The organism is Cupriavidus metallidurans CH34, from assembly GCF_000196015.1.
In the GTDB taxonomy this organism is placed as follows: domain Bacteria; phylum Pseudomonadota; class Gammaproteobacteria; order Burkholderiales; family Burkholderiaceae; genus Cupriavidus; species Cupriavidus metallidurans.
The window spans coordinates 3245334-3265911 of record NC_007973.1; the positions used below are offsets into that span (position 1 = coordinate 3245334).

19 protein-coding genes and 2 pseudogenes are annotated in these 20578 nt (G+C 59.3%); 9 read left to right on the top strand and 12 right to left on the bottom strand.

Annotated features, from left to right (window positions below; translation table 11 throughout):
- Positions 1–292: 292 nt before the first annotated feature.
- The 8 genes and pseudogenes from RMET_RS14975 to phnC all read right to left on the bottom strand — a co-directional run bounded on the left by RMET_RS14975 (position 293) and on the right by phnC (position 8109).
- Positions 293–1183 carry a methylenetetrahydrofolate reductase gene (locus RMET_RS14975; protein WP_227472608.1) on the bottom strand — a complete coding sequence of 297 codons (891 nt, stop codon included), beginning with the start codon at positions 1181–1183 and terminating at the stop codon, positions 293–295.
- 103 nt (positions 1184–1286) lie between these two features.
- Positions 1287–1955 carry an epoxyqueuosine reductase QueH gene (locus RMET_RS14980; RefSeq protein WP_003056085.1) on the bottom strand — a complete coding sequence of 223 codons (669 nt, stop codon included), beginning with the start codon at positions 1953–1955 and terminating at the stop codon, positions 1287–1289.
- Positions 1952–2422: pseudogene (locus RMET_RS14985) on the bottom strand (LysR substrate-binding domain-containing protein); the annotation flags it as partial. The pseudogene RMET_RS14985 and the gene RMET_RS14980, both read right to left, overlap by 4 nt.
- A gap of 70 nt (positions 2423–2492) precedes the next feature.
- A complete protein-coding gene (locus tag RMET_RS14990; protein ID WP_003056089.1) occupies positions 2493–4031 on the bottom strand; it encodes an IS3 family transposase in 1539 nt (512 codons plus the stop codon).
- A gap of 577 nt (positions 4032–4608) precedes the next feature.
- Positions 4609–5592, bottom strand: coding sequence for an NAD(P)-dependent oxidoreductase (locus RMET_RS14995; protein WP_011517523.1), 984 nt, complete (start codon positions 5590–5592; stop codon positions 4609–4611).
- Between the two features lie 8 nt (positions 5593–5600).
- Positions 5601–6401, bottom strand: coding sequence for a phosphonate ABC transporter, permease protein PhnE (phnE, locus tag RMET_RS15000; RefSeq protein ID WP_003056093.1), 801 nt, complete (start codon positions 6399–6401; stop codon positions 5601–5603).
- Complete coding sequence (gene phnD / locus RMET_RS15005) at positions 6398–7276, bottom strand: phosphate/phosphite/phosphonate ABC transporter substrate-binding protein (protein ID WP_003056094.1); 879 nt, start codon at positions 7274–7276, stop codon at positions 6398–6400. Before phnD ends, phnE begins: the two co-directional genes overlap by 4 nt.
- Positions 7270–8109, bottom strand: coding sequence for a phosphonate ABC transporter ATP-binding protein (phnC, locus tag RMET_RS15010; RefSeq protein ID WP_003056095.1), 840 nt, complete (start codon positions 8107–8109; stop codon positions 7270–7272). The genes phnD and phnC overlap by 7 nt, the downstream gene beginning before the upstream one ends.
- 171 nt (positions 8110–8280) lie before the next feature.
- On the opposite strand from phnC, the gene RMET_RS15015 reads away from it, so the two are divergent.
- Complete coding sequence (locus tag RMET_RS15015; RefSeq protein WP_027011074.1) at positions 8281–9168, top strand: LysR substrate-binding domain-containing protein; 888 nt, start codon at positions 8281–8283, stop codon at positions 9166–9168.
- A 571-nt stretch (positions 9169–9739) separates the two neighbouring features.
- On the opposite strand, the pseudogene RMET_RS15025 reads toward RMET_RS15015, so the two are convergent.
- A pseudogene (locus RMET_RS15025) lies at positions 9740–12007 on the bottom strand (Tn3 family transposase); the annotation flags it as partial.
- Between the two features lie 142 nt (positions 12008–12149).
- Between RMET_RS15025 and RMET_RS15030 the strand changes: the two are divergent.
- The 8 genes from RMET_RS15030 to RMET_RS15065 all read left to right on the top strand — a co-directional run bounded on the left by RMET_RS15030 (position 12150) and on the right by RMET_RS15065 (position 17714).
- Positions 12150–12485 (top strand): PepSY domain-containing protein, encoded by a 336-nt coding sequence (locus tag RMET_RS15030; RefSeq protein WP_011517525.1) that lies wholly within the window; start codon positions 12150–12152, stop codon positions 12483–12485.
- Positions 12486–12541: 56 nt separating this feature from the next.
- Positions 12542–13138: an undecaprenyl-diphosphatase gene (locus RMET_RS15035; protein ID WP_011517526.1), complete on the top strand. Its 597-nt coding sequence runs from the start codon at positions 12542–12544 to the stop codon at positions 13136–13138.
- Between the two features lie 70 nt (positions 13139–13208).
- Positions 13209–13991: a COG4705 family protein gene (locus tag RMET_RS15040; protein WP_005797951.1), complete on the top strand. Its 783-nt coding sequence runs from the start codon at positions 13209–13211 to the stop codon at positions 13989–13991.
- A 29-nt stretch (positions 13992–14020) separates the two neighbouring features.
- Entirely contained in the window at positions 14021–14470 is a 450-nt protein-coding gene (locus RMET_RS15045) for a hypothetical protein (RefSeq protein ID WP_005797953.1), read from the top strand.
- A gap of 9 nt (positions 14471–14479) precedes the next feature.
- Complete coding sequence (locus tag RMET_RS15050) at positions 14480–15238, top strand: COG4705 family protein (RefSeq protein ID WP_005797954.1); 759 nt, start codon at positions 14480–14482, stop codon at positions 15236–15238.
- 22 nt (positions 15239–15260) lie between these two features.
- Positions 15261–15926 carry a response regulator transcription factor gene (locus tag RMET_RS15055; RefSeq protein WP_005797956.1) on the top strand — a complete coding sequence of 222 codons (666 nt, stop codon included), beginning with the start codon at positions 15261–15263 and terminating at the stop codon, positions 15924–15926.
- Complete coding sequence (locus RMET_RS15060; RefSeq protein WP_029310059.1) at positions 15902–17254, top strand: ATP-binding protein; 1353 nt, start codon at positions 15902–15904, stop codon at positions 17252–17254. The genes RMET_RS15055 and RMET_RS15060 overlap by 25 nt, the downstream gene beginning before the upstream one ends.
- A gap of 28 nt (positions 17255–17282) precedes the next feature.
- On the top strand, positions 17283–17714 hold the full coding sequence (locus RMET_RS15065) for an EamA family transporter (RefSeq protein WP_005797960.1): 432 nt from the start codon (positions 17283–17285) through the stop codon (positions 17712–17714).
- Between the two features lie 66 nt (positions 17715–17780).
- Here RMET_RS15065 and RMET_RS15070 read toward each other — a convergent pair whose 3' ends face one another.
- The 3 genes from RMET_RS15070 to RMET_RS15080 are packed head-to-tail and all read right to left on the bottom strand — an operon-like array spanning position 17781 to position 20578.
- Positions 17781–18395 carry a recombinase family protein gene (locus RMET_RS15070; protein ID WP_011517527.1) on the bottom strand — a complete coding sequence of 205 codons (615 nt, stop codon included), beginning with the start codon at positions 18393–18395 and terminating at the stop codon, positions 17781–17783.
- 60 nt (positions 18396–18455) lie between these two features.
- On the bottom strand, positions 18456–19673 hold the full coding sequence (locus RMET_RS15075) for a TniQ family protein (protein WP_011517528.1): 1218 nt from the start codon (positions 19671–19673) through the stop codon (positions 18456–18458).
- Positions 19670–20578: a TniB family NTP-binding protein gene (locus RMET_RS15080; RefSeq protein WP_009687862.1), complete on the bottom strand. Its 909-nt coding sequence runs from the start codon at positions 20576–20578 to the stop codon at positions 19670–19672. The genes RMET_RS15075 and RMET_RS15080 overlap by 4 nt, the downstream gene beginning before the upstream one ends.

Consider the following 20578-nt stretch of genomic DNA (forward strand, 5'->3'; position numbering starts at 1 on the left):
CCTACAGAAGGCAGTTCGAGAAGGGCGTTTATCGTGTTTGCCCCCCCAATCTGCCAATCGATAGCTCGCACCGTCGAAGCCGATGATGCGGGCGATCCATTTCGATGTGGCACTTGCGCCTGCGTCCGGTGATGTTGGCCGCGTGTGTCCTGTGCCAATGGGATCGCGCCCATGGGGCGCTTGCGCAACGCGAAGGCTGAGGCGGGCGGTAGGATGCTCTCGAAGCGTTCGCCCCAACGAGGTCTGCTTCTATGGGGCATGCCAGTGCAAGCGACTGCTGGAGGCGCAGTAATCACATGGGAGCCGTGTCGATGGGTTGTTCAGGCTCGGCACGCGAGCAGTACTGCTCTACCCACTTCACGGACTGAGCGATGCCTCCGAATGGAAAGAAATGCAGGCTCACCTTTCCATGTGCTTCGGTCAGGCGGGTGGTCAGACGATCCACAAAGAGATCCGGGCCTGCTATGCCGAACAGCTTGCTGATCGAGATGCCGTACTTGGACAACATCGACGCGCATGCGCTAACGCCACACAAGGCGGCATAGCGCGCCAGCACCGCCACGCCTGCAGGGCCCGGCACGCCCACGCGTACGGGATGTTCGACGCCACGCCCGCGCAGGGCTTCCAGCCAGGCCAGCACGATGTCGGCATCGAAGGCAAATTGCGTGACGATCAAGGGCGCCATGCCGCGCCCTTCGATGCAGCGACACTTGTGTTCGAGCACTTTCCAACGATCAGATGTGCTCATGACCGGATGGCCCTCGGGATGGCCACCCACGCCGACCATCTGAATGCCCGAGCGCTCGAACACGCCTGATTCGATCAGTGAGGAGCTGTCGGCAAACGGCCCCAGCGGGGTGGACGGATCTCCAGCGATCACGAAGCAACGCTTGACGCCGGCTTCCGCGACCGCGCGCTGGATGAACGACTCCAGTTTTGCGAACGAGGCGATACGGCGTGCAGCGAGGTGAGGCATGGGCTCAAAGCCGAGTCCGCGAACGGCCTGCGCTGCGGCCAGTCGCGCGTCGTTGTCCTGGTTCGCCAGGTAGGGAATGGAAATGGTTGACCCGGGCAATACACGCGGCGCCGCTGCGGTCAGCGCAGAGATATCCTTCGCGTTGACCTCTAACGAATAGGCGTCGGTGATGTTGCCGATGGGCTTGGACTTGTCGGAATGAAGCAAGGGGCTTGCCATATCTGGCGACTGTTGGGAGAGTTCCGACCCGCCAGCGCTGATCGGGTCGGTTGGAAGCCATGGAGCGGCATCGCTCACCCGGCAAGGCGCGTCAATCTTTGGGGGGCTGTTCGTCACCGTAGAACGTCACGCCGAGCTGGATGCGCTCGCGGCCGCTTTCCACGCGGTGGCGGTTCGTGTCGCGCAGCGAGTAGACGCAGCCGCAGTATTCCTGTTGGTAGAAGTTCTCGCGCTTGCTGATCTCGATCATGCGCGCCGAGCCGCCGCCCTTGCGCCAGTTGTATTCCCAGTACATCAGGCCAGAGTACTTGGCCGCCGCACGCACGCCGCAGTCATTGATCTGCTGCATGTTCTTCCAGCGCGAGATGCCCAGGGAACTGGTGATCACCGGAAAGCCGTGCTCATGCGCATACAGCGCCGTGCGCTCGAAACGCATGTCGAAGCACATGGTGCAGCGCACGCCGCGTTCGGGCTCGTGCTCCATGCCCTTGGCGCGCTCGAACCAGTTGTCCCGGTCGTAGTCCGCATCGACGAAGGGCACGCCGAACTGCTCCGCGAAGCGGATGTTCTCGTTCTTGCGCAGCTCGTATTCCTTGAGCGGATGAATGTTGGGGTTGTAGAAAAAGATGGTGTAGTCAATGCCCGAGGCCAGCATGGCCTCCATGACCTCGCCTGAGCACGGCGCGCAGCACGAATGCAGCAGCACCTTGTCGTGGCCTCCGGGCAGCGCAAGCGCTTTGCGTTCGACGGTGGTGTTCATCCCTTGGCTCCTTGGGCAATAGCGGTGGTGGCAGTTGCAGGCTGGCGGGCCAGTTCGACGAAGGCCCGCACGTAGTCAATGGCGGTATCCGCCTCGCGTGCGCCCAGGAAGATCTGCTTGGCAATACCGCGCGCGCCCAGCCGCACAGGCACCACGTCCATCCTGGCCGCATATTCCTCGACCAGCCAGCGCGGCAGCGCGGCGACACCGCGGCCGCTGGCCACCATCTGCACCATGATGTCGGTGGTTTCGATGGCTTTGTGGCGCTTGGGCGTCACGCCGGCCGGCAACAGGAACTGGCTGTAGATGTCCAGGCGTTCGATGTCCACGGGGTAACTGATGAGCACTTCCCGGGTCAGCTGCTGGGGCTTCACGTAGGCCGTAGAAGCCAGGGGGTGGTCTTTGGCCACGACCAGCACCTGCTCGTAGTCGAACACGGGTTCGAACTTCAGCCCCGGCTTGAACAGCGTGTTGATTTCCACCCAGAAGTGACCCACTAGCCCCCGGTGGGGGTGCGGATAAAAACTTGGACTGGTTTTATGCGGCTAGGCCAAGTTTGTGCCGGTATTCCACAGGACTTAAACGTCCCAGAGATACCTTGATACGTTTTTCGTTGTACCAACGAATGTACGCATCGACAGCTTCAATGAACTGCTCAATCGTTGTTGATTGCCAGTTGTTGGGATAGAACAGCTCCATCTTTAGCCTTCCAAAAAAGCCTTCGCACGCAGCGTTGTCTGGTGAGCACCCTTTGCGAGACATCGAGCGAGTCAACTTTGCATCATGGACCCTCGAGAGCCAGCCTGGCCAGCGGTAGTGAGCTCCACGATCAGAATGAATCACAGGGCGGCTCTCGCTGCCTTGAACAGCATCAATGGCCGCATCCAGCATTGTGTTGACGAGATGTGCGTTGGGATGAGTCCCAATCGACCAGCTCACCACCAGCCCGTCAAAGCAATCAATGACTGGCGACAGGTAAACCTTGCCAGCAGGAATCTGGAGTTCAGTAATGTCGGTGAGCCACTTCTCATTGGGCGCAGCGGCACGGAAGTCTCGATTGATGAGGTTTTGCGGGGCGGCACCTATCTCTCCAAGGTAGGAGTTATATCTGCGGCGTTTGGGCTTGGCCACGATCAACCCCTCCTGCTTCATCAGCCGACGAACCACCTTCTCTGAGATGCCCGTGCACTCCTTGAGCAGAGATGCCTGCACCCTGCGATATCCATAGCAACGGTAGTTGTTGTCGAAGATCTCTGTGATGCTTCGGCGTAAATCAACGTATTTGTCAGCCAGCTTCAGCCGAGCACGATGGTAAAAATACGAGCTTCTAGCAAGGCCAACAAGAGAAAGCAGTTCTGGCAATTCATACTGCCCGTGCAACGCTTCAACCAGCACAGCCTTATCTTTGTTTGCCAGCCTATGCAGATCAATGTCAGCCCCATTTTTTAAGATTTCATGGGCCTGCTTGAGAAGCTCACGTTCTATCTTCAGCCGCCGAACATCCTGGCGCAATGATTCAACTTGGCGCCTGAGTGCTGCTTCATCCAACACTGGCGATCGCTTTGGACTGTGTTTCATTGAGGCTGGGGCACAAGGGCCAAGCAACTGATTTTTCCAGTTGTACAAGGTCCCCCTACACACCCCTAACTTGTCCGCAATCTGCTGTGCACTTGATCGACGGGCACACAGCTGCACCACGCCCTCACACATCAAGGCATCAGGCTTTGTAGCCGGCCAAGATCTGCCTACTCTCGATTTGCAGGTGTCAGGGCAGTCTTGCCGAACCCACGCAGTCAACGTTCCTCGACCCGGATAACCCAAAGCCCTCATCGTTGCAGCAATACAGCGATCATGGGCGAGGTAATGAGCAATAGCCACCTGCCTTTGCTGCAGCGAATATTTTGGTGCTCTTGGAGCTTGGCTTGCTGGCAAATCCTGATGCTTCAGGTAGTGCTGATACCAGCCTTTCAATGCGTTCTTGGTTGGGTACCCCAACTGGCGAATCGTGGCTCTGACACGCAAGCCAAGCTTGATGTAAAGCGCAACTGCACGAATCCTGTCTGCGTATGAGTACATGAACTACCTCCCCTGGTAGTCCAAGTTTTTGTCCGCATCCCCGGCGGGTCAGTTCTGCGTGGAAATCAACAGCCTAGATTCATTGAGATGCATCAAAGCAGTCTATCGGCGACAACGCACCTCGTCGTCTGCGTGAACTCTAAGGCAGACCCTAAAGGGGCGAGGGAGACACTTTCGGCGGTGCATCTCAACACTCTGCGCAGTGCGGTTGTATTAGACCTAGGGTTCAGCCGTGCAGTCCAAGAACTCGCAAAGCAGCGTCACCTCTACTACGAGCCGAATGTAATGACCTCAGCTGAAACGTCCTGGGTTGAAACCACTATCAGAGGCCAAGAACGATCAGTGTTGTAGCCTGACCCCTCGAAGTATCTGGTGTTTGCCATGCGCCCATTTGGGCTTACCCCATGAGCTGCGCCGTGCAGAGAACATCATCGCTAAACCACTTCGATGATGACTCAAGTCATTTCCCCTTGGCGAGCAGGATGGCATCACACGGGCAGGTTGCACCCAGCCATAGGACATAGGCTCTGAAGCCGCGCCCATTTCAGCTGGCGTGCAAACCGCCGAGCAACCATACCTATGCTGCCGCGCTGGCCTCGACAGCAACATCACTCAAACTCTCGCCCCTGAGTGAGCGGACTAGGTTCTCAGCAGCCCGCATTTCAATTTCGAACCGTACGCGTCTCACAGCCGAGCCGATGTGGGGAGTGAGTACTGTTCTGGCGTTGTTGGTCAATCCCGGATGAATTTCGCGAGGTCTGTCTGGAAGTAGCCAATCTTCCATCTCATAGACGTCAGCGGCGTACGCGCCAAGTTGCTCATTCGCCAAGGCATCGACAACCGCCCTTTCGTCGACCACAGACCCCCTACCCACGTTTACAAGGATCTGGCCCTTTTTCGATAGTTGAAGCATCCTGGAGTCAACCAGGTGGCGCGTATCGCTAACAAGAGGCACTGCCAGGAACACATAGTCCGATGTGCTGACAGCCTCATCAAGCGTGACCAGTTCGACCTGATCTAGACGCACACTTGGGTCTACACCAAGCAGCCGCGCGCAGCCAAAGCCCGCGAGTCGCGCCAATATGGCCTGCCCAACTTTTCCGAGACCGATCACGCTGGCCACCGACCCATGAAGCCCGGTTCCGTATAGAGCTGGCCTCCACCCAGAGTAGCCTGCTCTTGTAGCGGCGTCACCCTGAAGCACGTTCCTGCCAGCAGCAATAGCCAATCCGATGGCCAGCTCGGCTGTGGGCTCTGTGAGGAGGTCAGGAACAAAGGTGACGCTCACCCCGGCTTGTGCGCAAGCCCTCAGGTCGAAGTTGTCGTACCCCTTGAGTGCACAGGAGATGGTCTTGAGCCTGGGAGCGTTCAGCAGCGACTCTTTGGTCACACTGTCTGTCATGAAGGCCATCATGGCATCAGCATCCACGAGGTACTCCCTGAGCTGGCTGGGGCTCCAGGGGTCAGGCCCTGGATTCATGATGACCTCACCCTCAGCCTGGAGCTTCCTTAGAACCTCTTCATGAACTGGCTGCGTTACGACGATTTTCCGATGATTCATTTTTCGATTTACTTGAGACGCTTTCGCAGCATCGATCCAATGCTGTCAACCACGAGGACACAGGCAAGAATCGACAGAAGGATGGCTGAGACCTCGTCATACTTGACAAGGCGAAGTGCTGCCATCAGCTCGAAGCCGATGCCACCTGCACCGACAATGCCAAGTACTGCGGAGGCCCTGAAGTGGTACTCCCAGCGATAGATGGTTATGTCTGCCAACTGTGGAAGGACTTGGGGGATAACGGCATGCGAGATGACCTGAAAGCGGCTTGCGCCTACCGCAGCAGCTGCTTCAAGTGGCTTCGGATCCACGTGCTCAATGGCTTCCGCGTAAAACTTTGCGACCATTCCCGTGGAATGCAACGCTAGTGCGAGCACCCCAGGTAGAGCACCAAACCCTACGGCTGCCACGAACAGAATGCCAAGAATGATTTCTGGCACGGACCGGAATGCCGCCAGGATGACTCTGGCCACTCTTCCCACCAAAGGATTGGGGGTGGTGTTTGGAGCCGCCAGGAGCGCCAGCGGAAGTGAAAGCACGATAGTCAGTGCTGTGCCGGCAATCGACATCGCCAAGGTGTCCCTCAGCGGGATGACCCAGTGCTCCCAGCGGTCGAAGTTGGGAGGGACCATCTCAGATGAGAGCTGCTTGACAGCCGGGGCGCCTTCGATGAACCGCTGTGCATCGAAGAACCCCGTGACGTACAGGGCTACAAGGCAAACCAGAAGGACGAACGCTGTATTGCGCAGTCCAATGAACTGCTCCCGCTTGTCGCGACTGATGATGTTCTCGAATGCAGCCGAGGTCATTGCATACGGCCCAAATCAAGCTTCAGGATGGTTGCGGTATCCCTAAGGACGTCATATGCAGCGTCATCAGTGGCGGCAAACGCCTGGACACGAAACGCCTTGAGCACCTCAGCATCCTTCATGTCCAGAAAGGCAGAGCGGATGGCAGCTTTGAGCTCAGGCTTGAGGTCCCCCTGCATGACGACCGGATAGTTTGGAATGGGAGCAGAAAGGTCAAGCTGAACAATCTTCGTGGCATCAATGCTTCCTCGAGCGATGAGGTTGTCCAGAATCGGCTTGGACAGAGCCCCGGCTGGAATCTGACCCGACTGCACCGCACGTGCGACCGCGTCATGTGCCCCAAGGTGAACTGGCCGATAGTCCTTCTCACCATCAAGCTTGTACTTCTTGAGCAGGTGTGCACGTGGTGCAAGGTGGCTTGATGTGGACGCCTGGTCGCCAAATCCGAAGGGCTTGCCGCGCACGTCTTCAAGCGTTTTCACCGGCCCTCCGGCCGTTGCGATGAGGACCGACTGGTATGTGGGCGACCCACGTTCAACGCCCACCGCAAAGGGCTCAATCCCGGACGCCTTAGATTTGGCCAAAACGTACGAAAACGGTCCAAAGTACGCTACCTCAATCCGACCGAACCGCATTGCCTCGATCATCGAGGAGTAATCGGTAGTCACCACAATCTCAACATCCTTCTTGAGCTGCTGTTCAAGATAGCGCTTAAGAGGCTGCGCGTTCTGGATGATGCTGGCAGCGTTCTCATCTGGAAGAAGGGCGACACGAAGCTTTGATGGATCCTTTCCCTGCGCATGAGCCCACAGAGGAAGGAGTGCAGCAAAAGAAGCTGCGCTGACAACAAGAGAGAAGTTACGGCGATTCAGCATGGCAAGAGCTCCTTGGTTTGACTGGATTGAAGAGTTCGGGGGCTATCAGTGGACGCACTCGTGTTGGAAGCGTTGGACTGCTTTGCATAGAGGTTCCGCGCAACATCAGGACTCAGCTGCTCTGCCCTACCCTCGAATACAACAGCTCCCTGGCGGAGCCCAATGATTCGGTCTGCAAACGAGCGCGCGAGCTCCACCTGGTGAAGACTCACGATTGCGGTGAGGTGGTCCTTTTTGCAGATCTCATGCAACAAGGTGAGCACGCTATGTGCGGTTGCCGGGTCCAGGCTGGCAACAGGCTCATCGGCCAGCAGGATTCGTGGCTTCTGTATTAGCGCCCTAGCTATGCCTACGCGCTGCTGCTGCCCCCCAGACAAGGCATCAGCCCGGGAGAGCGCCTTTTCGAGCAGCCCGACACGCTCAATCACTGTGAGCGCCTCCAGCTTGTCCTTCTTGCTCCACGGCCATAGCGAAGCGAATGCACCCCTGTCACCGAGCTTTCCCATCAGAACATTCCTGAGGACCGACTGACGTCCAATCAGATGATGCTGCTGGAAAACCATCCCACAGCGCTTGCGGTGCTCTCTCAGCGTCTTTGCGTTGACTACCCCACCTGCCAGGCCAGGTATCGATACCTCGCCTTTTGTGGGCAGCACCAGTCCATTGATGCTTCGTAACAAGGTGGACTTCCCTGCGCCCGAGGCGCCCAGAAGCACCAAAAACTCTCCCTGCTTCACATCCAGACTCGTCGGGTGCAAGGCCACGGTCGAGTCAACGTAGCGGACGGAAACTCCCTTGAGACTCAGAACGTCTCGGTCCTTCTCCAACTTCATGTTGTTACCTTTGCAAGTTTCTGCCTGCGAGCAGCGCGAGAGCGCTTATGACGCACATTTGCCGCAGAAAGAAGTTCGATACGGCTAGGCATGCGTGCAGTTTGTTCGTGGAACGTGTCATCAATATGAAACTTGCACCCCGAAAAATAGGGGTATCTATAGATAACACCTATGTCTGGACTCACGCTACTTGCGGCTTTGAAAGCCTTTGATGCGACGGCAAGGGCCGGAAGCATGACTGCTGCTGCGAAGCTGCTTGATCTACAGCAGCCCACCATCTCAGCGCATATTCAGCGCCTGGAGAATGAGTACGGCGTGGAGCTTTTTCTTCGTCAAGGCCGCCGGCTTGAGCTGACTACCTTTGGCAGGACTCTGCTGGACTACACGCGGCGGGCATTCAGCGGCGAGGAAGATGCGCACGCCCTTTTGGCAGCAGCCAAAAACCGATTCGTCGGGCGTCTTGTGATTCACGCGATCGGCCCGTACAACGTAGTCCCTGTTCTGAAGGCCTTCGGGAGCCGCCATCCCCAGGTCGAGGTCTCTGTCCGTGTAGGCGACTCCCGCTCAATCACGGAAAAGCTCCTCGACTACCAGGGTGATGTCGGCGTGGTCCTCAATCACGCCGAGCACCCCGAACTCCATTGCATGCCATACAGGTCACAGCGCCTGGTGGTCTTTGCGAACCGAGAGCACGCCCTAGCCCGGTGCGGTGAGATAGTGCTCAAGGACCTTCAGAGCCAGCGCTTCGTCATACGTGAGGAAGGTTCAACGACAAGAAGAGTCTTCGAGAGCGAGCTAATTGCCCGCAATATCAACATCCAGGTTGCGCTGGAGATGGGAAGCCGGGAGGCTGTCCGCGAGGCAGTCGCACAAGGAATAGGACTAGGCGTCGTTGCCGAGACAGCCTATGTTCCAGATCCGCGTCTTGTGAAGCTGAAGATTCTGGATACAGCAATGGCCACCCACGTCGACTTCATCTGTCGTCGCGAACGACAGAACGCTCCGCTGATAGCAACGATTTTCGACTTGGCAAAAGAGGTGAGAAGAGGCCTGGCCTAAAGATTCACGAACTTGGCGACAGGGCCCGAGTGGATCATTCATGCCAAGCCTATCGTTAGCAGCCATGCTGTCAGTCAAACAGGCCTAGATGGCTGCGCCTGTGGGAAGTGACTCCGTTGGATCCACTCTTACTCTTCGTCGTAGCCAATACCGTTGGACCATCGACAAGCTCCCTGTACAGCTTGTATCTTGGAGCGACGTACGGAGTTAGGGGAGCGCTTGGCTACACGCTCGGCACCAGTCTTGGCTTCTCCATCGTCGTCACTACCAGCTCCGTGCTAGTCGCGGTTGCCTATGAGATTCCTGCTGGCGGGCAATTTGGCCTAAAGCTGTTCGCGTCTGGCTATACCGCGTGGATTGCAAGCAAGTGCTTGCGTACTGCCTGGACGTCCAGCCGTGATTCCACCAAGGCTCTTGCCTTCACCAAGCTTGGGGCCTATGACGGTGCCATTCAGCAACTCGCAAACCCACGAGGGTGGGCCCTCGCCACTGTCTCAGTGGTCGGGTTCTCCGACGCCCAAGTCCCACCGTTGATGGAGGGGTCGTCTCAGAAAACGGAAAATAAAGCACGCTAAGCCGGTGGCAGCGGTCGCAATGGCCTGAACTTCCCCGCACCGACCTTGGCACTGCTGCGCCATAGGTAATCGCCGGTCAGGTTGATATGCTCCCACCCCAGCGGGGACAGATATTGCAGCAACGTGTCGTCCAGCGCCTTGCCGTGGGCACGCAAAGCACTGGTGGCACGCTCCAGATAGACCGTGTTCCACAACACGATGGCCGCCGTCACCAGATTGAGGCCGCTGGCCCGGTAGCGCTGCTGCTCAAAACTGCGGTCGCGGATTTCACCCAATCGGTAGAAGAAGACCGCCCTGGCCAGCGCGTTGCGCGCCTCGCCCTTATTCAGCCCCGCATGGACGCGGCGGCGCAGCTCCACGCTTTGCAGCCAATCCAGAATGAACAGCGTGCGCTCGATGCGCCCCAGCTCGCGCAGGGCGACGGCCAAGCCGTTTTGGCGCGGATAGCTGCCGAGCTTGCGCAGCATCAGCGAGGCCGTCACCGTGCCCTGCTTGATCGAAGTGGCCAGCCGTAGGATTTCATCCCAATGAGCGCGAATAGCCTTGATGTTCAGCCTGTCGCTGCTAATCATCGGCTTGAGTGCATCGTAGGCAGTATCGCCCTTGGGAATGAACAGCTTGGTGTCGCCCAGGTCGCGGATGCGCGGCGCGAACCGGAATCCCAGAAAGTGCATCAGGCCGAACACATGATCGGTGAAGCCCGCCGTGTCGGTGTAGTGTTCCTCGATACGCAAGTCAGACTCGTGGTACAGCAGGCCATCGAGCACATAGGTCGAGTCGCGCAAGCCGACGTTGACCACCTTGGCGCTGAAGGGCGCGTATTGGTCGGAGATATGGGTATAGAACGTCCGCCCAGGGCTACTTCCATACTTCGGATTGATATGCCCGGTGCTCTCTGCCTTGCTGCCGGTTCGGAAGTTCTGGCCGTCCGACGATGACGTGGTGCCGTCGCCCCAGTTTCCGGCGAAGGGTTGTCGAAACTGTGCGTTCACCAGCTCGGCCAGCGCCGTCGAATAGGTTTCGTCGCGAACGTGCCAGGCTTGCAGCCAAGACAGCTTGGCGTAGGTGGTGCCAGGGCAGGACTCGGCCATCTTGGTGAGCCCAAGATTGATACCATCAGCCAGAATCGTCGTCATCAGCAAGGTTTTGTCCTTGGCCGTGTCGCCGGTCTTCAGGTGTGTGAAGTGGCGCGTGAAGCCCGTCCATTCATCGACCTCCATCAGCAACTCGGTGATCTTGAGGTGCGGCAGCAACATCGCCGACTGGTCAATCAAGGCTTGCGCGGCGTCTGGCACCGCTGCGTCCAGCGGCGTGATCTTCAGGCCCGATGCAGTGGTGATGATGGCATCCGGTAAGTCGTTGGTCGCCGCCATGCGGTTGACTGTGGCGAGTTGCGCCTCCAATAATTCCAGTCGGTCATGCAGATATTGGTCGCAGTCGGTGGCCACGGCCAGTGGCAATTCGCTGGCCAGCTTCAGGGTGGCGAACTTCTCGATCGGCACCAGGTATTCGTCGAAGTCCTTGAACTGGCGCGAACCCTGCACCCAAACATCACCAGAGCGCAGTGCGTTCTTCAGCTCCGACAGGGCGCATAACTCGTAGTAACGCCGGTCAATACCCTCGTCGGTCAGAACCAGCTTTGCCCAGCGCGGCTTGATGAATACGGTTGGCGCATCGGCGGGCACCTTGCGCGCGCTGTCGCTGTTCATGCCGCGCAGCACGTCGATGGCATCGAGCACACCCTTGGCGGTGGGCGCGGCGCGCAGTTTGAGCACGTCCAGGAACTGCGGCGCATAGCGGCGCAGCGTGGCGTAACTCTCGCCGATATGGTGCAGGAAATCAAAATCGGCAGGCCGCGCCAGCGTTTGCGCCTCGGTGACGTTGGCGGCGAAGGTGTCCCACGGCATGACCGCTTCGATGGCGGCGAACGGATCGCCGCCGCTTTGTTTGGCTTCAATCAGCGCCTGACCGATGCGCCCATACATCCGCACCTTGTCGTTGATCGCCTTGCCGGAAGCCTGGAACTGCTGTTGATGCTTGTTCTTGGCCGCATTGAACAGCTTGCCGATGATGCGGTCGTGAAGGTCGATGATTTCATCAGTGACGGTGGCCATGCCCTCGATGGCCAGTGCTACCAAGGTGGCGTAACGCCGCTGCGACTCGAACTTGGCCAGGTCGGCGGGCGTCATCTGGCCGCCCTCGCGGGCGATCTTGAGCAAGCGGTTTTGGTGTACCTGCCGTTCGATGCCAGCAGGTAGTGTCATTTTCAGAAGACGACTGCACCAATTGTCAGGAGTCGATAACACTACATCGGCGAGAGCGAAAACTTCCCGGCTCAGTGCGAGCTAAGTCTGCCTGCGTACCTTCTCCACTGTGCAAATCCCTGCACTCTTCTGGAGAAGCATCATGTACCGCTATACCAAACTTTCCCTTCTGGCCGTCGCCATCGCTGCAACCGGCGCGGTCGCCTACGCCGCCAATGGCGGTATGGAAAACGACGCACTGGCAATCAGCAAGGCCAAGATTCCCCTCACTCAGGCGGTCACCGTCGCCGAGCAGCACGCCAATGGCAAGGCGTCACGCGCCGAGTACGAGAACTCGAAGCAAGGCTGGGTCTACGACGTGGAAGTCGTCAGCGGGGCCAAGGTCTTCGATGTCCGGGTCGATGCCGACAAGGGCACGGTCATCTCGTCTACCGAGGACAAGGCGGATCACGATGATGACCACGACAAGCGGGACTGACTCCCGACAGTATGGCCGGATCGTTTCCCTCGGAGGCGATCCGGCCCGGAGACCTCATGGAATCACTCAACCATACATTTTTTCTCTGGCTCAACGCACCGGAGCATCCCAGTGCTTTGGCTCTGACGTTGGCCACCTTCTTTGCCGAACAGCTCATCTGGGCGGTTCCACTCCTGATCGGCATCGGCTGGCTTCGCGGCGGCGAGCCTACCCGCAAGACGATGCTCGTTGCTAGCGCATCGGGATTGCTGGGCCTGCTCATCAACCAGATCATCGGCCTGGCTTGGTTGCATCCTCGACCTTTCATGATCGGCCTGGGTCACACCCTCATCCCTCATGTTGCCGATTCGTCTTTCCCAAGCGATCACCTGACGCTGTGGTGGGCGGTTGCCTTCAGCCTCGCGCTGCAACGAGGCCCACGAATTGCAGGCGTGACTTTGGCTTTGCTGGGCGTTCCCATTGCCTGGGCGCGCATCTACCTTGGAGTGCACTTCCCATTCGACATGCTCGGGGCCATCGCCGTTGCTGCAATCTGTGCCTGGCTGACGTTACGTGAAGCACACTGGTATCTATTGCCAAGTTATCAACTTTCCACCGGAATCCATCGGCGGCTTTTCAGCGGGTTGATCGCGCTTGGATGGGTGCGCGAGTGAGCCTATGGGCGGGCTAAGTCAGCATGTTCAAACTGCTGGCAAACCATTTCACCCCCGGCAGGAGAACACCATGAACAAATTGCCCACGAGCAGCACCACTGGCTGGCTCAATAAAGTCCCGGAAGTCGCGCTGTCGTTCTGGATCATCAAGATCATGTCCACCACGGTGGGCGAGACGGGAGCCGATTTCCTGGCGGTCAACGCAGGGTGGGGGCAAGGCGTGACTCGAACCGTCATGGCTGCCCTGTTGGCGGCCGCCTTGTTCATGCAGTTGCGCACCCGACGCTATACCCCTTGGATTTACTGGCTGACGGTGGTACTGGTCAGCGTGGTCGGCACCCAGATCACCGATCTGCTGACCGATGGCCTTGGCGTCAGCCTGTACATCAGCACCTCGGCGTTCGCCGTTGCGCTCGCCGCGATCTTCTTCGTCTGGTATCGGATCGAGCGCACCCTGTCCATTCACGACATTGTGACGCGCAGCCGGGAGCTGTTCTATTGGGCTGCCATCCTCTGCACGTTCGCGCTGGGCACGGCTGCTGGCGATTTGGCGACCGAGGCATTGGGCTTGGGCTTTACCTGGGGCGCGGTGGCGTTCGGTGTGCTGATTGGCATCACCTATACCGCCTGGCGCATGGGCGGCAACGCCGTTCTGACCTTCTGGATCGCCTACATATTGACCCGCCCCTTCGGGGCCGCACTCGGCGACTTGCTGACTCAGGCCAAGACCTATGGCGGCCTTGGCATGGGTGCCATGTGGACAAGCGCCTTGTTCCTCACGGTGATCGTCATGCTGGTGGCCGTCGCGCAGATCGGCATGAATGGACGCCGCTCGGCCCAGCTCGTCGAATAACCATCTTCGCTCTACACAAGGAGAAAAACATGCTCATAAAGCACTCAATCGCTCGCCCTGTTGCCGCCATTTCGGCCGCCGTGCTCGTGGTCCTCGCGGCTGGTTGTTCCAAATCTGCCGATCAGAACAACGCAAGCTCGGCATCAACTACACCGGCCCAGACTGTCTCGGCCTTGCAAGTCAAAACTGCATCCAAGCTGGGCGACCTGTCGGCCTTCCGCAGCATCGCCACTGATGTCGCCGCCATCGTTGACAAGGGCGATCTGCCTGCTGCCAAGTCACGCATCAAGGACTTGGAAGTCGCATGGGATTCGGCCGAAGCCGGACTCAAACCGCGCGCGGCAGATGACTGGCATCTGCTCGACAAGGCCATCGACAAGTCGCTTGCGACGCTTCGCGCAGACACGCCAAGCCAGGCTGACTGCAAGGCTGCGATGGATGCCCTGCTGAAAACCTTTAACACGCTCGAAGGAAAGTGAGCGCGCCCCATGAAAACATCCACTGAACACGCGCTGGCCAAGGTGCCCGAAGTCACGCTGGGCTTCTGGCTCATCAAGATTGCCGCCACGACGCTCGGTGAAACTGGCGGTGATGCGGTTTCGATGTCCATGAACCTGGGCTACCTGGTCGGTACAGCCATCTTCGCGGCGATCTTCCTGGCTGCCGTCGTCGCGCAGGTCAAGGCCAAAGGCTTCCATCCCTTCCTGTACTGGACAACCATCATCGCCACGACCACGGTCGGCACGACATTGGCCGATTTTGCGGATCGATCGCTGGGAATCGGGTACGCTGGAGGTTCGAGCTTGCTGCTGGCCTTGCTGCTCGGCTCGCTCTTCGTCTGGCATCGCACCCTCGGCTCCGTGTCGGTGAGCACGGTCAGCTCGCCCAAGGCAGAAGCCTTCTACTGGCTGACGATCATGTTCTCCCAAACGCTGGGCACCGCGTTAGGCGACTGGACAGCCGACACGGCGGGCTTGGGCTACACGGGTGCGGCCGTCGTGTTCGGCGGGCTGCTCGCGCTGGTCGTGGCAGCCTACTACTGGACGAGCGTGTCCCGCACGCTGCTGTTCTGGGCGGCGTTCATCCTGACTCGCCCGCTGGGTGCCGTGGTCGGGGATTTTCTGGACAAGCCACTGAGCGCGGGTGGTCTGGCGTTGAGCCGCTATTCGGCATCGGCCGCACTGTTGGCCTTCATGCTGACTGCGATCCTGCTGTTCAGGCAGAGAGCAGCCAGGACGGCACATTGAACAACGATTGAACGGAGGGGGAATGCGGGTATTGCTTGTCGAAGACGATCCCATGATCGGTGACGCGATCCAGGGCGCATTGAAGGATGCGTCCTACGCCGCCGACTGGGTGAAGGACGGGCAGACGGCGCTCACCACGCTGGGCTGCCAGCATTACGACCTGGTGCTACTCGACCTCGGTCTGCCCGGAAAGGATGGGCTGGAGGTGCTGGCCAGCATCCGAGCCAAGGACAACCCGGTTCCCCTGCTCATCATCACGGCTCGCGATGGTCTGGATGATCGCCTGCGCGGCCTGGATGGCGGGGCCGACGACTATGTGTCCAAGCCCTTTCAGATGGCGGAACTGCTGGCCCGGATGCGCGCCGTCCTGAGGCGCAAAGGTGGCACGGCAGCTCCCGTGCTCAGCAACGGCGTGGTGACGCTTGACCCGGCCACCAAAGAGGCTTGTGCCAATGATGGCCCCCAAGTGCAACTGTCCAACCGCGAGTTCTCGTTACTGCAAGCCTTGCTGGTTCGGCCTGGTGCCATCCTTTCGCGCAGCGAACTGGAGGATCGCATCTATGGCTGGGGGGAAGAAGTCGAAAGCAATGCCGTCGAATATCTAATCCACGCACTGCGGCGCAAGCTCGGTGGCGAGGTCATCAAGAACGTCAGGGGGGTCGGATGGATGGTCTCAAAAGGCGCTTGAACGAATCAGTTCAGCTCAAGCTGTCCTTCACCTTGTCGCTGGCCATCCTCGTGGTGGCCGTTGTGGCGGGCGTATTCTCGTTCCTGTCCGCCTTCGATGAAGCGCACGAACTACAGGACGATGTACTGCGCCAGGTGGCGCAGCTCATGGATCGCCAGCGCTTGTTGCCTGCCGTGCCAACCACCGATATCCGTCTCAAGGATGTCGATGAAGAGTCGCGCGTGATCGTCCAGCGCTTGGGTGAGGTCAGTCCCTCTACGGTAGGCGTGGATGCAGGAGGCGTGCTCCCGCTCCCGGCGACCTTGGCGGATGGATTGCACACGCTGGAAGTTGGTGGCGAGACGTTTCGCGTGCTGGTCAAGACCACGGCGAGCGGCGAACGCATTGCTGTGGCTCAGGAGTCCGGTTTCCGCAATGAAATTGCCCGCGACGGGGCACTGCGCACGGTGATGCCTTTCTTGATTCTCGTGCCGGTGCTGCTGTTGATCGTTGCTGACCTGGTGCGCAAGATGTTCCAGCCCATCGCGGCGCTGTCCAAGGAAATAGACCAGCGGGCAGAGCAGGAACTGCATCCCGTCGAAGACCGCCACCTTCCGGTCGAGGTACGTCCGTTTGTCGTGGCGATCAATCGCCTGCTCGCTCGTGTCAGCCAGTCGATGGAATCTCAGCGCCGCTTTGTGGCGGATGCCGCGCACGAGCTACGTTCGCCGCTGACAGCCATGTCGCTGCAAGCAGAACGGCTCGCGGAAGCGGAAATGTCCAGCGTGGCGCGCGAACGGCTGACGGTTTTGCGCCAAGGGATCGAGCGCGGCCGCAGCCTGCTCGATCAACTCTTGACCTTGGCCAAGGCACAGTCGGCCACCGACCTGCCGAAGTCGCCTGTATCTGTCCAGAGCATCTACCGCCGCGTGCTGGAAGACCTCATGCCGCTGGCCGAGGCCAAGCACATCGACATCGGTGTCGAAGGCGCGCTGGACGCCGAAGTGTGGGCAAGCGAGCTGGACATGATCGCTGTGGTCAAGAACCTAGTCGATAACGCCATCCGCTACACGCCAGAGGGAGGGCGTGTTGATCTTTCTGTGGGTGTTTCGGAAGGGAAGGTCGTACTACGTATTCAGGACAGTGGGCCTGGCATTCCGTTGGCTGAACGGGATCGAGTGTTTGATCCCTTCTACCGCACGCTGGGGAGCGAGCAGATCGGCTCGGGTCTGGGACTATCCATTGTCCAGACGATTGCCAATCGCATCGGTGCTGAAATCCGCCTCGACTTCTCAGATCAAGAGAAGCAAACTGGCTTAAATGTTGCCGTTATCGCTCCCATGCGGTAGCGGTTTGAGAAACGCGGAGGCAGGCTAAATGGTTAATTCGGCGGGGTGGTTTTATTGGGCTTTGCTGTCCGCTATCCTTGCGGCACTGACGGCTATTTTTGCCAAGGTTGGCATTCAGGGAGTTGATTCCGATCTGGCCACCTTGATCCGCACGGCCATCATCATCGTCGTCCTGTCGGCGTTTGTTGCCTACACGGGGAAATGGACCAACCCCTTGGAGTTATCACCCAAGACATGGCTTTTTCTCGGGCTGTCCGGCTTGGCGACAGGGGCATCGTGGGTCTGCTACTTCCGCGCACTCAAGATTGGCGATGCATCCAAGGTTGCGCCAGTGGATAAACTCAGTCTTGTCCTGGTGGCGGTATTTGCTTTCGCCTTTTTGGGCGAACGCCCGTCACTGAGGGAGTGGTCCGGCATTTCGATGGTCGCCGGAGGCGTTCTGTTATTGGCGTTCAAGTGATAACAGGTAGGACATACTGACTCAACCAGTCGTCACGATTCGTCTACAGTAACCGCTGTCCTGTCATCAAATTTGACTGAGCAGTTTCTCGCCATCAAGGCGCAACTCGCCCTTCGGCGAAATGTGCCGATACAAGGTCTGTCTTGTGATGCCCAGTTCCTGACATAGATCGCCGACCTTGGTTTCGGGCTGCCCCATAGCGGCCATCGCCAGCCGCAACTTGGCGGCAGTCATCTTGAAGGGCCGGCCGCCCTTCCTACCGCGCGCCCTCGCCGAAGCCAATCCTGCAATCGTGCGCTCGGTAATCAGTTCGCGCTCGAACTCGGCCAGCGCGGCGAAGATGCCGAAGACCAACTTGCCGGCGGCCGTCGTGGTGTCAATGGCTGCACCGTGCCCAGTCAACACTTTCAGACCGATGCCTCGCCCGGTCAGGTCATGCACGGTGTTGATGAGATGCCGCAGATCGCGCCCGAGCCGGTCAAGTTTCCACACCATCAACGTATCCCCCGGTCGTAGCGCCTTCAGGCAGCTCAACAGGCCGGGACGATCCTCGCGTTTGCCCGACGCTTGATCCTCGTAGAGATGGGCCGGATCGACGCCGGCAGCGATCAGTGCATCACGCTGCAAGTCGGTGGCCTGTGAGCCGTCTGCTTTCGATACCCGCATGTAGCCAATCAGCATCTTGCACCTGTCACATATACGTTCGATTATGTGACAGTGTGCACCGGAAAGTTCTGGTCGTCAAAATTTGTCACTTAACCCGTCATTCTGTCTAAGACATGCAAAGGGTCCATCAGCCTCGTAATGTGACAGAAATTCCGGGGGAATGCCTTCCTTTGCAAAGGTGGCGCGCAACTGTTCCAGGGAAGCGGGATCGCGCCGACCATAGGAAGCCAACGCGAACAGCGAGCGTGCCGTCTCGGGGTCGTGCCGGGCTTCAATGATCGCCTCACTGATAGCTTGGACCGCCCGTTGCCAATGATTGACGGGTTCGGGCTTCGGCGGTTTCGCCGGCAGACCACTGGTGAACCCGGTTTGGAGCTCGGACCAGAACAGCTTTGCATGCTCGCCTGGCGGGCTGATATCCCTCACCTCGATCAAGCTGATTGCCGTTGCCGCCGCCTCCAGCATCTGCAACCGTATTGCCGGGTTCAGGGTTTCATACGGTCGCCACAGACTTTGCCCAGCACGCAGCGGATGCCCGCAGCCTTGCCAGACTTGGCGGAGATACCCCGCGTAGGTTCCGCACGCCGAAAGCGGGGTGTTCAGCTCATCGAGCAGCGTGCGTAGCAGTCGAAACCACAATCCAGCGTGGATGCGTCGGCACGGCAGTTCCACATGGCCGGTCGTCAGTGCCTGCCAGGTACGCCGGTCCATCACTGCAATCGCGTCGCTGGCGGTGCGCGACGCAGTGTCGGCGTTCTCCCAGCCGAGAAACCGCCCAGGCACGCCCCAATAGGATTCCAGCCAGCAGCCATGCAGCGGGCAGCTCAGCATCAGGGGCAGCTTCCATGCAAGCAGTACGGCTTGGTTTGCCGGGTCGTTCAGACAGAGAGGACAGGCGCGATGTATCGGCTGGCTGGGCAGCCAGGCACGCCAGCTCGTGATGGATCGCGTCCTACGGCGGAGTTTCGGCAGCAGCACCGAGAGCTGGAACGCATAGGTTTCCAATGCGTCTGGAATCTGATCATCAAGGCTGTCCAGTAGCCAAGGCACCCAGCCGGCGAAACTCATGCAACGCAGCCGGTCCGGCTCGATGCCGCTCCGCTGGGAGAGCATCGCCAACAGCGCCAGTGGTGGCGCGGTATCCAGGTCATCAACCTGAGCGTGACCAAGATCGTGCTCCAGCAGCTCGGACACCTCCATGTGATAGCAAAGGGCCACGCGGTTGAGCCACGAAGACAAGGCTTCGCCTTCTCTGGGGGCCGGATGCAGTGGCCAGCGTGGCGCTGGCTTCACATCAGTTCCCGCTCGAATTGCCGCCGCCGCTCGCTGGGACCGGTGTAATCGGCCATGCTCAGCGTGCGATGGTTGATCGCTTCCTCGCCGCTCTCCACGGCGACGATGGCCGCCGCCATCAGCAAGTGCGCCAGTTCGCCGATGGTGCCCTCGCTGCGTGTGAGCAGGTAGCGGGCCATGTCCAGCGTGGCAATCGACGAGGGTCGCCGCAGTGGAAGCGAAGCGGCGAAACTGGCCAGCAGTGAGCAGCAATCGTGATTGGCCTCCCATACCGGCAGCATCATCGGCTCGAAGCGATTTTCCAACTGGTCATCGGAGCGGATGGCCAGGTAGGCGTCGCGCGTGCCGACCCCGACCAGTGGGATGCGCAGTTCATTGCCGAGGAAGCGCAGGAGATTGAGGAATTCCCGGCGATTGACGCTGTTACCGGCCAGGACGTTGTGCAACTCGTCGATCACCAGCATGCGCACGCCGACCTTGCGCAGCAGTGCCAGCGCCAGTTGTTCCATTTCTGGCAGCCGTGGGCGCGGTCGCAATGGCGCACCCATCGCCGCGAGCAGCGCGACGTAGAAGCGGATTACCGACGGTTCGGATGGCATCTGCACGACCAGTACCGGAATGTGCTCCTGGTCGGCGTCGGCTCTGGCCGGATGCGTGCGCCGGAACTTCTCGACGATCATCGACTTGCCGTTGTTGGTCGGGCCGACCAGCAGCAGGTTGGGCATGCGTTGCTTGTTTGGCCACGTATACAGGATTTCCAGCCGGTTCAGCGCCTCGACTGCTCGCGGATAGCCGATCCAGCGGTCGGCGCGAAGGCGATGGATGCGTTCGTCCGCCGGGAGACGGGCCAAGCCCTGGGCCGCCGGCAGCAGGTGGGACAAGTCGATGATGGGATATTCTTCCAC

Coding starts and splice junctions, on each gene's coding strand:
- RMET_RS14980 (WP_003056085.1), bottom strand. CDS start 1,955: ATGAACACCACCGTCGAACGCAAAGCGCTTGCGCTGCCCGGAGGCCAC.
- RMET_RS14990 (WP_003056089.1), bottom strand. CDS start 4,031: ATGTACTCATACGCAGACAGGATTCGTGCAGTTGCGCTTTACATCAAG.
- RMET_RS14995 (WP_011517523.1), bottom strand. CDS start 5,592: ATGAATCATCGGAAAATCGTCGTAACGCAGCCAGTTCATGAAGAGGTT.
- phnE (WP_003056093.1), bottom strand. CDS start 6,401: ATGACCTCGGCTGCATTCGAGAACATCATCAGTCGCGACAAGCGGGAG.
- phnD (WP_003056094.1), bottom strand. CDS start 7,276: ATGCTGAATCGCCGTAACTTCTCTCTTGTTGTCAGCGCAGCTTCTTTT.
- phnC (WP_003056095.1), bottom strand. CDS start 8,109: ATGAAGTTGGAGAAGGACCGAGACGTTCTGAGTCTCAAGGGAGTTTCC.
- RMET_RS15015 (WP_027011074.1), top strand. CDS start 8,281: ATGTCTGGACTCACGCTACTTGCGGCTTTGAAAGCCTTTGATGCGACG.
- RMET_RS15030 (WP_011517525.1), top strand. CDS start 12,150: ATGTACCGCTATACCAAACTTTCCCTTCTGGCCGTCGCCATCGCTGCA.
- RMET_RS15035 (WP_011517526.1), top strand. CDS start 12,542: ATGGAATCACTCAACCATACATTTTTTCTCTGGCTCAACGCACCGGAG.
- RMET_RS15040 (WP_005797951.1), top strand. CDS start 13,209: ATGAACAAATTGCCCACGAGCAGCACCACTGGCTGGCTCAATAAAGTC.
- RMET_RS15045 (WP_005797953.1), top strand. CDS start 14,021: ATGCTCATAAAGCACTCAATCGCTCGCCCTGTTGCCGCCATTTCGGCC.
- RMET_RS15050 (WP_005797954.1), top strand. CDS start 14,480: ATGAAAACATCCACTGAACACGCGCTGGCCAAGGTGCCCGAAGTCACG.
- RMET_RS15055 (WP_005797956.1), top strand. CDS start 15,261: ATGCGGGTATTGCTTGTCGAAGACGATCCCATGATCGGTGACGCGATC.
- RMET_RS15060 (WP_029310059.1), top strand. CDS start 15,902: ATGGATGGTCTCAAAAGGCGCTTGAACGAATCAGTTCAGCTCAAGCTG.
- RMET_RS15065 (WP_005797960.1), top strand. CDS start 17,283: ATGGTTAATTCGGCGGGGTGGTTTTATTGGGCTTTGCTGTCCGCTATC.
- RMET_RS15070 (WP_011517527.1), bottom strand. CDS start 18,395: ATGCTGATTGGCTACATGCGGGTATCGAAAGCAGACGGCTCACAGGCC.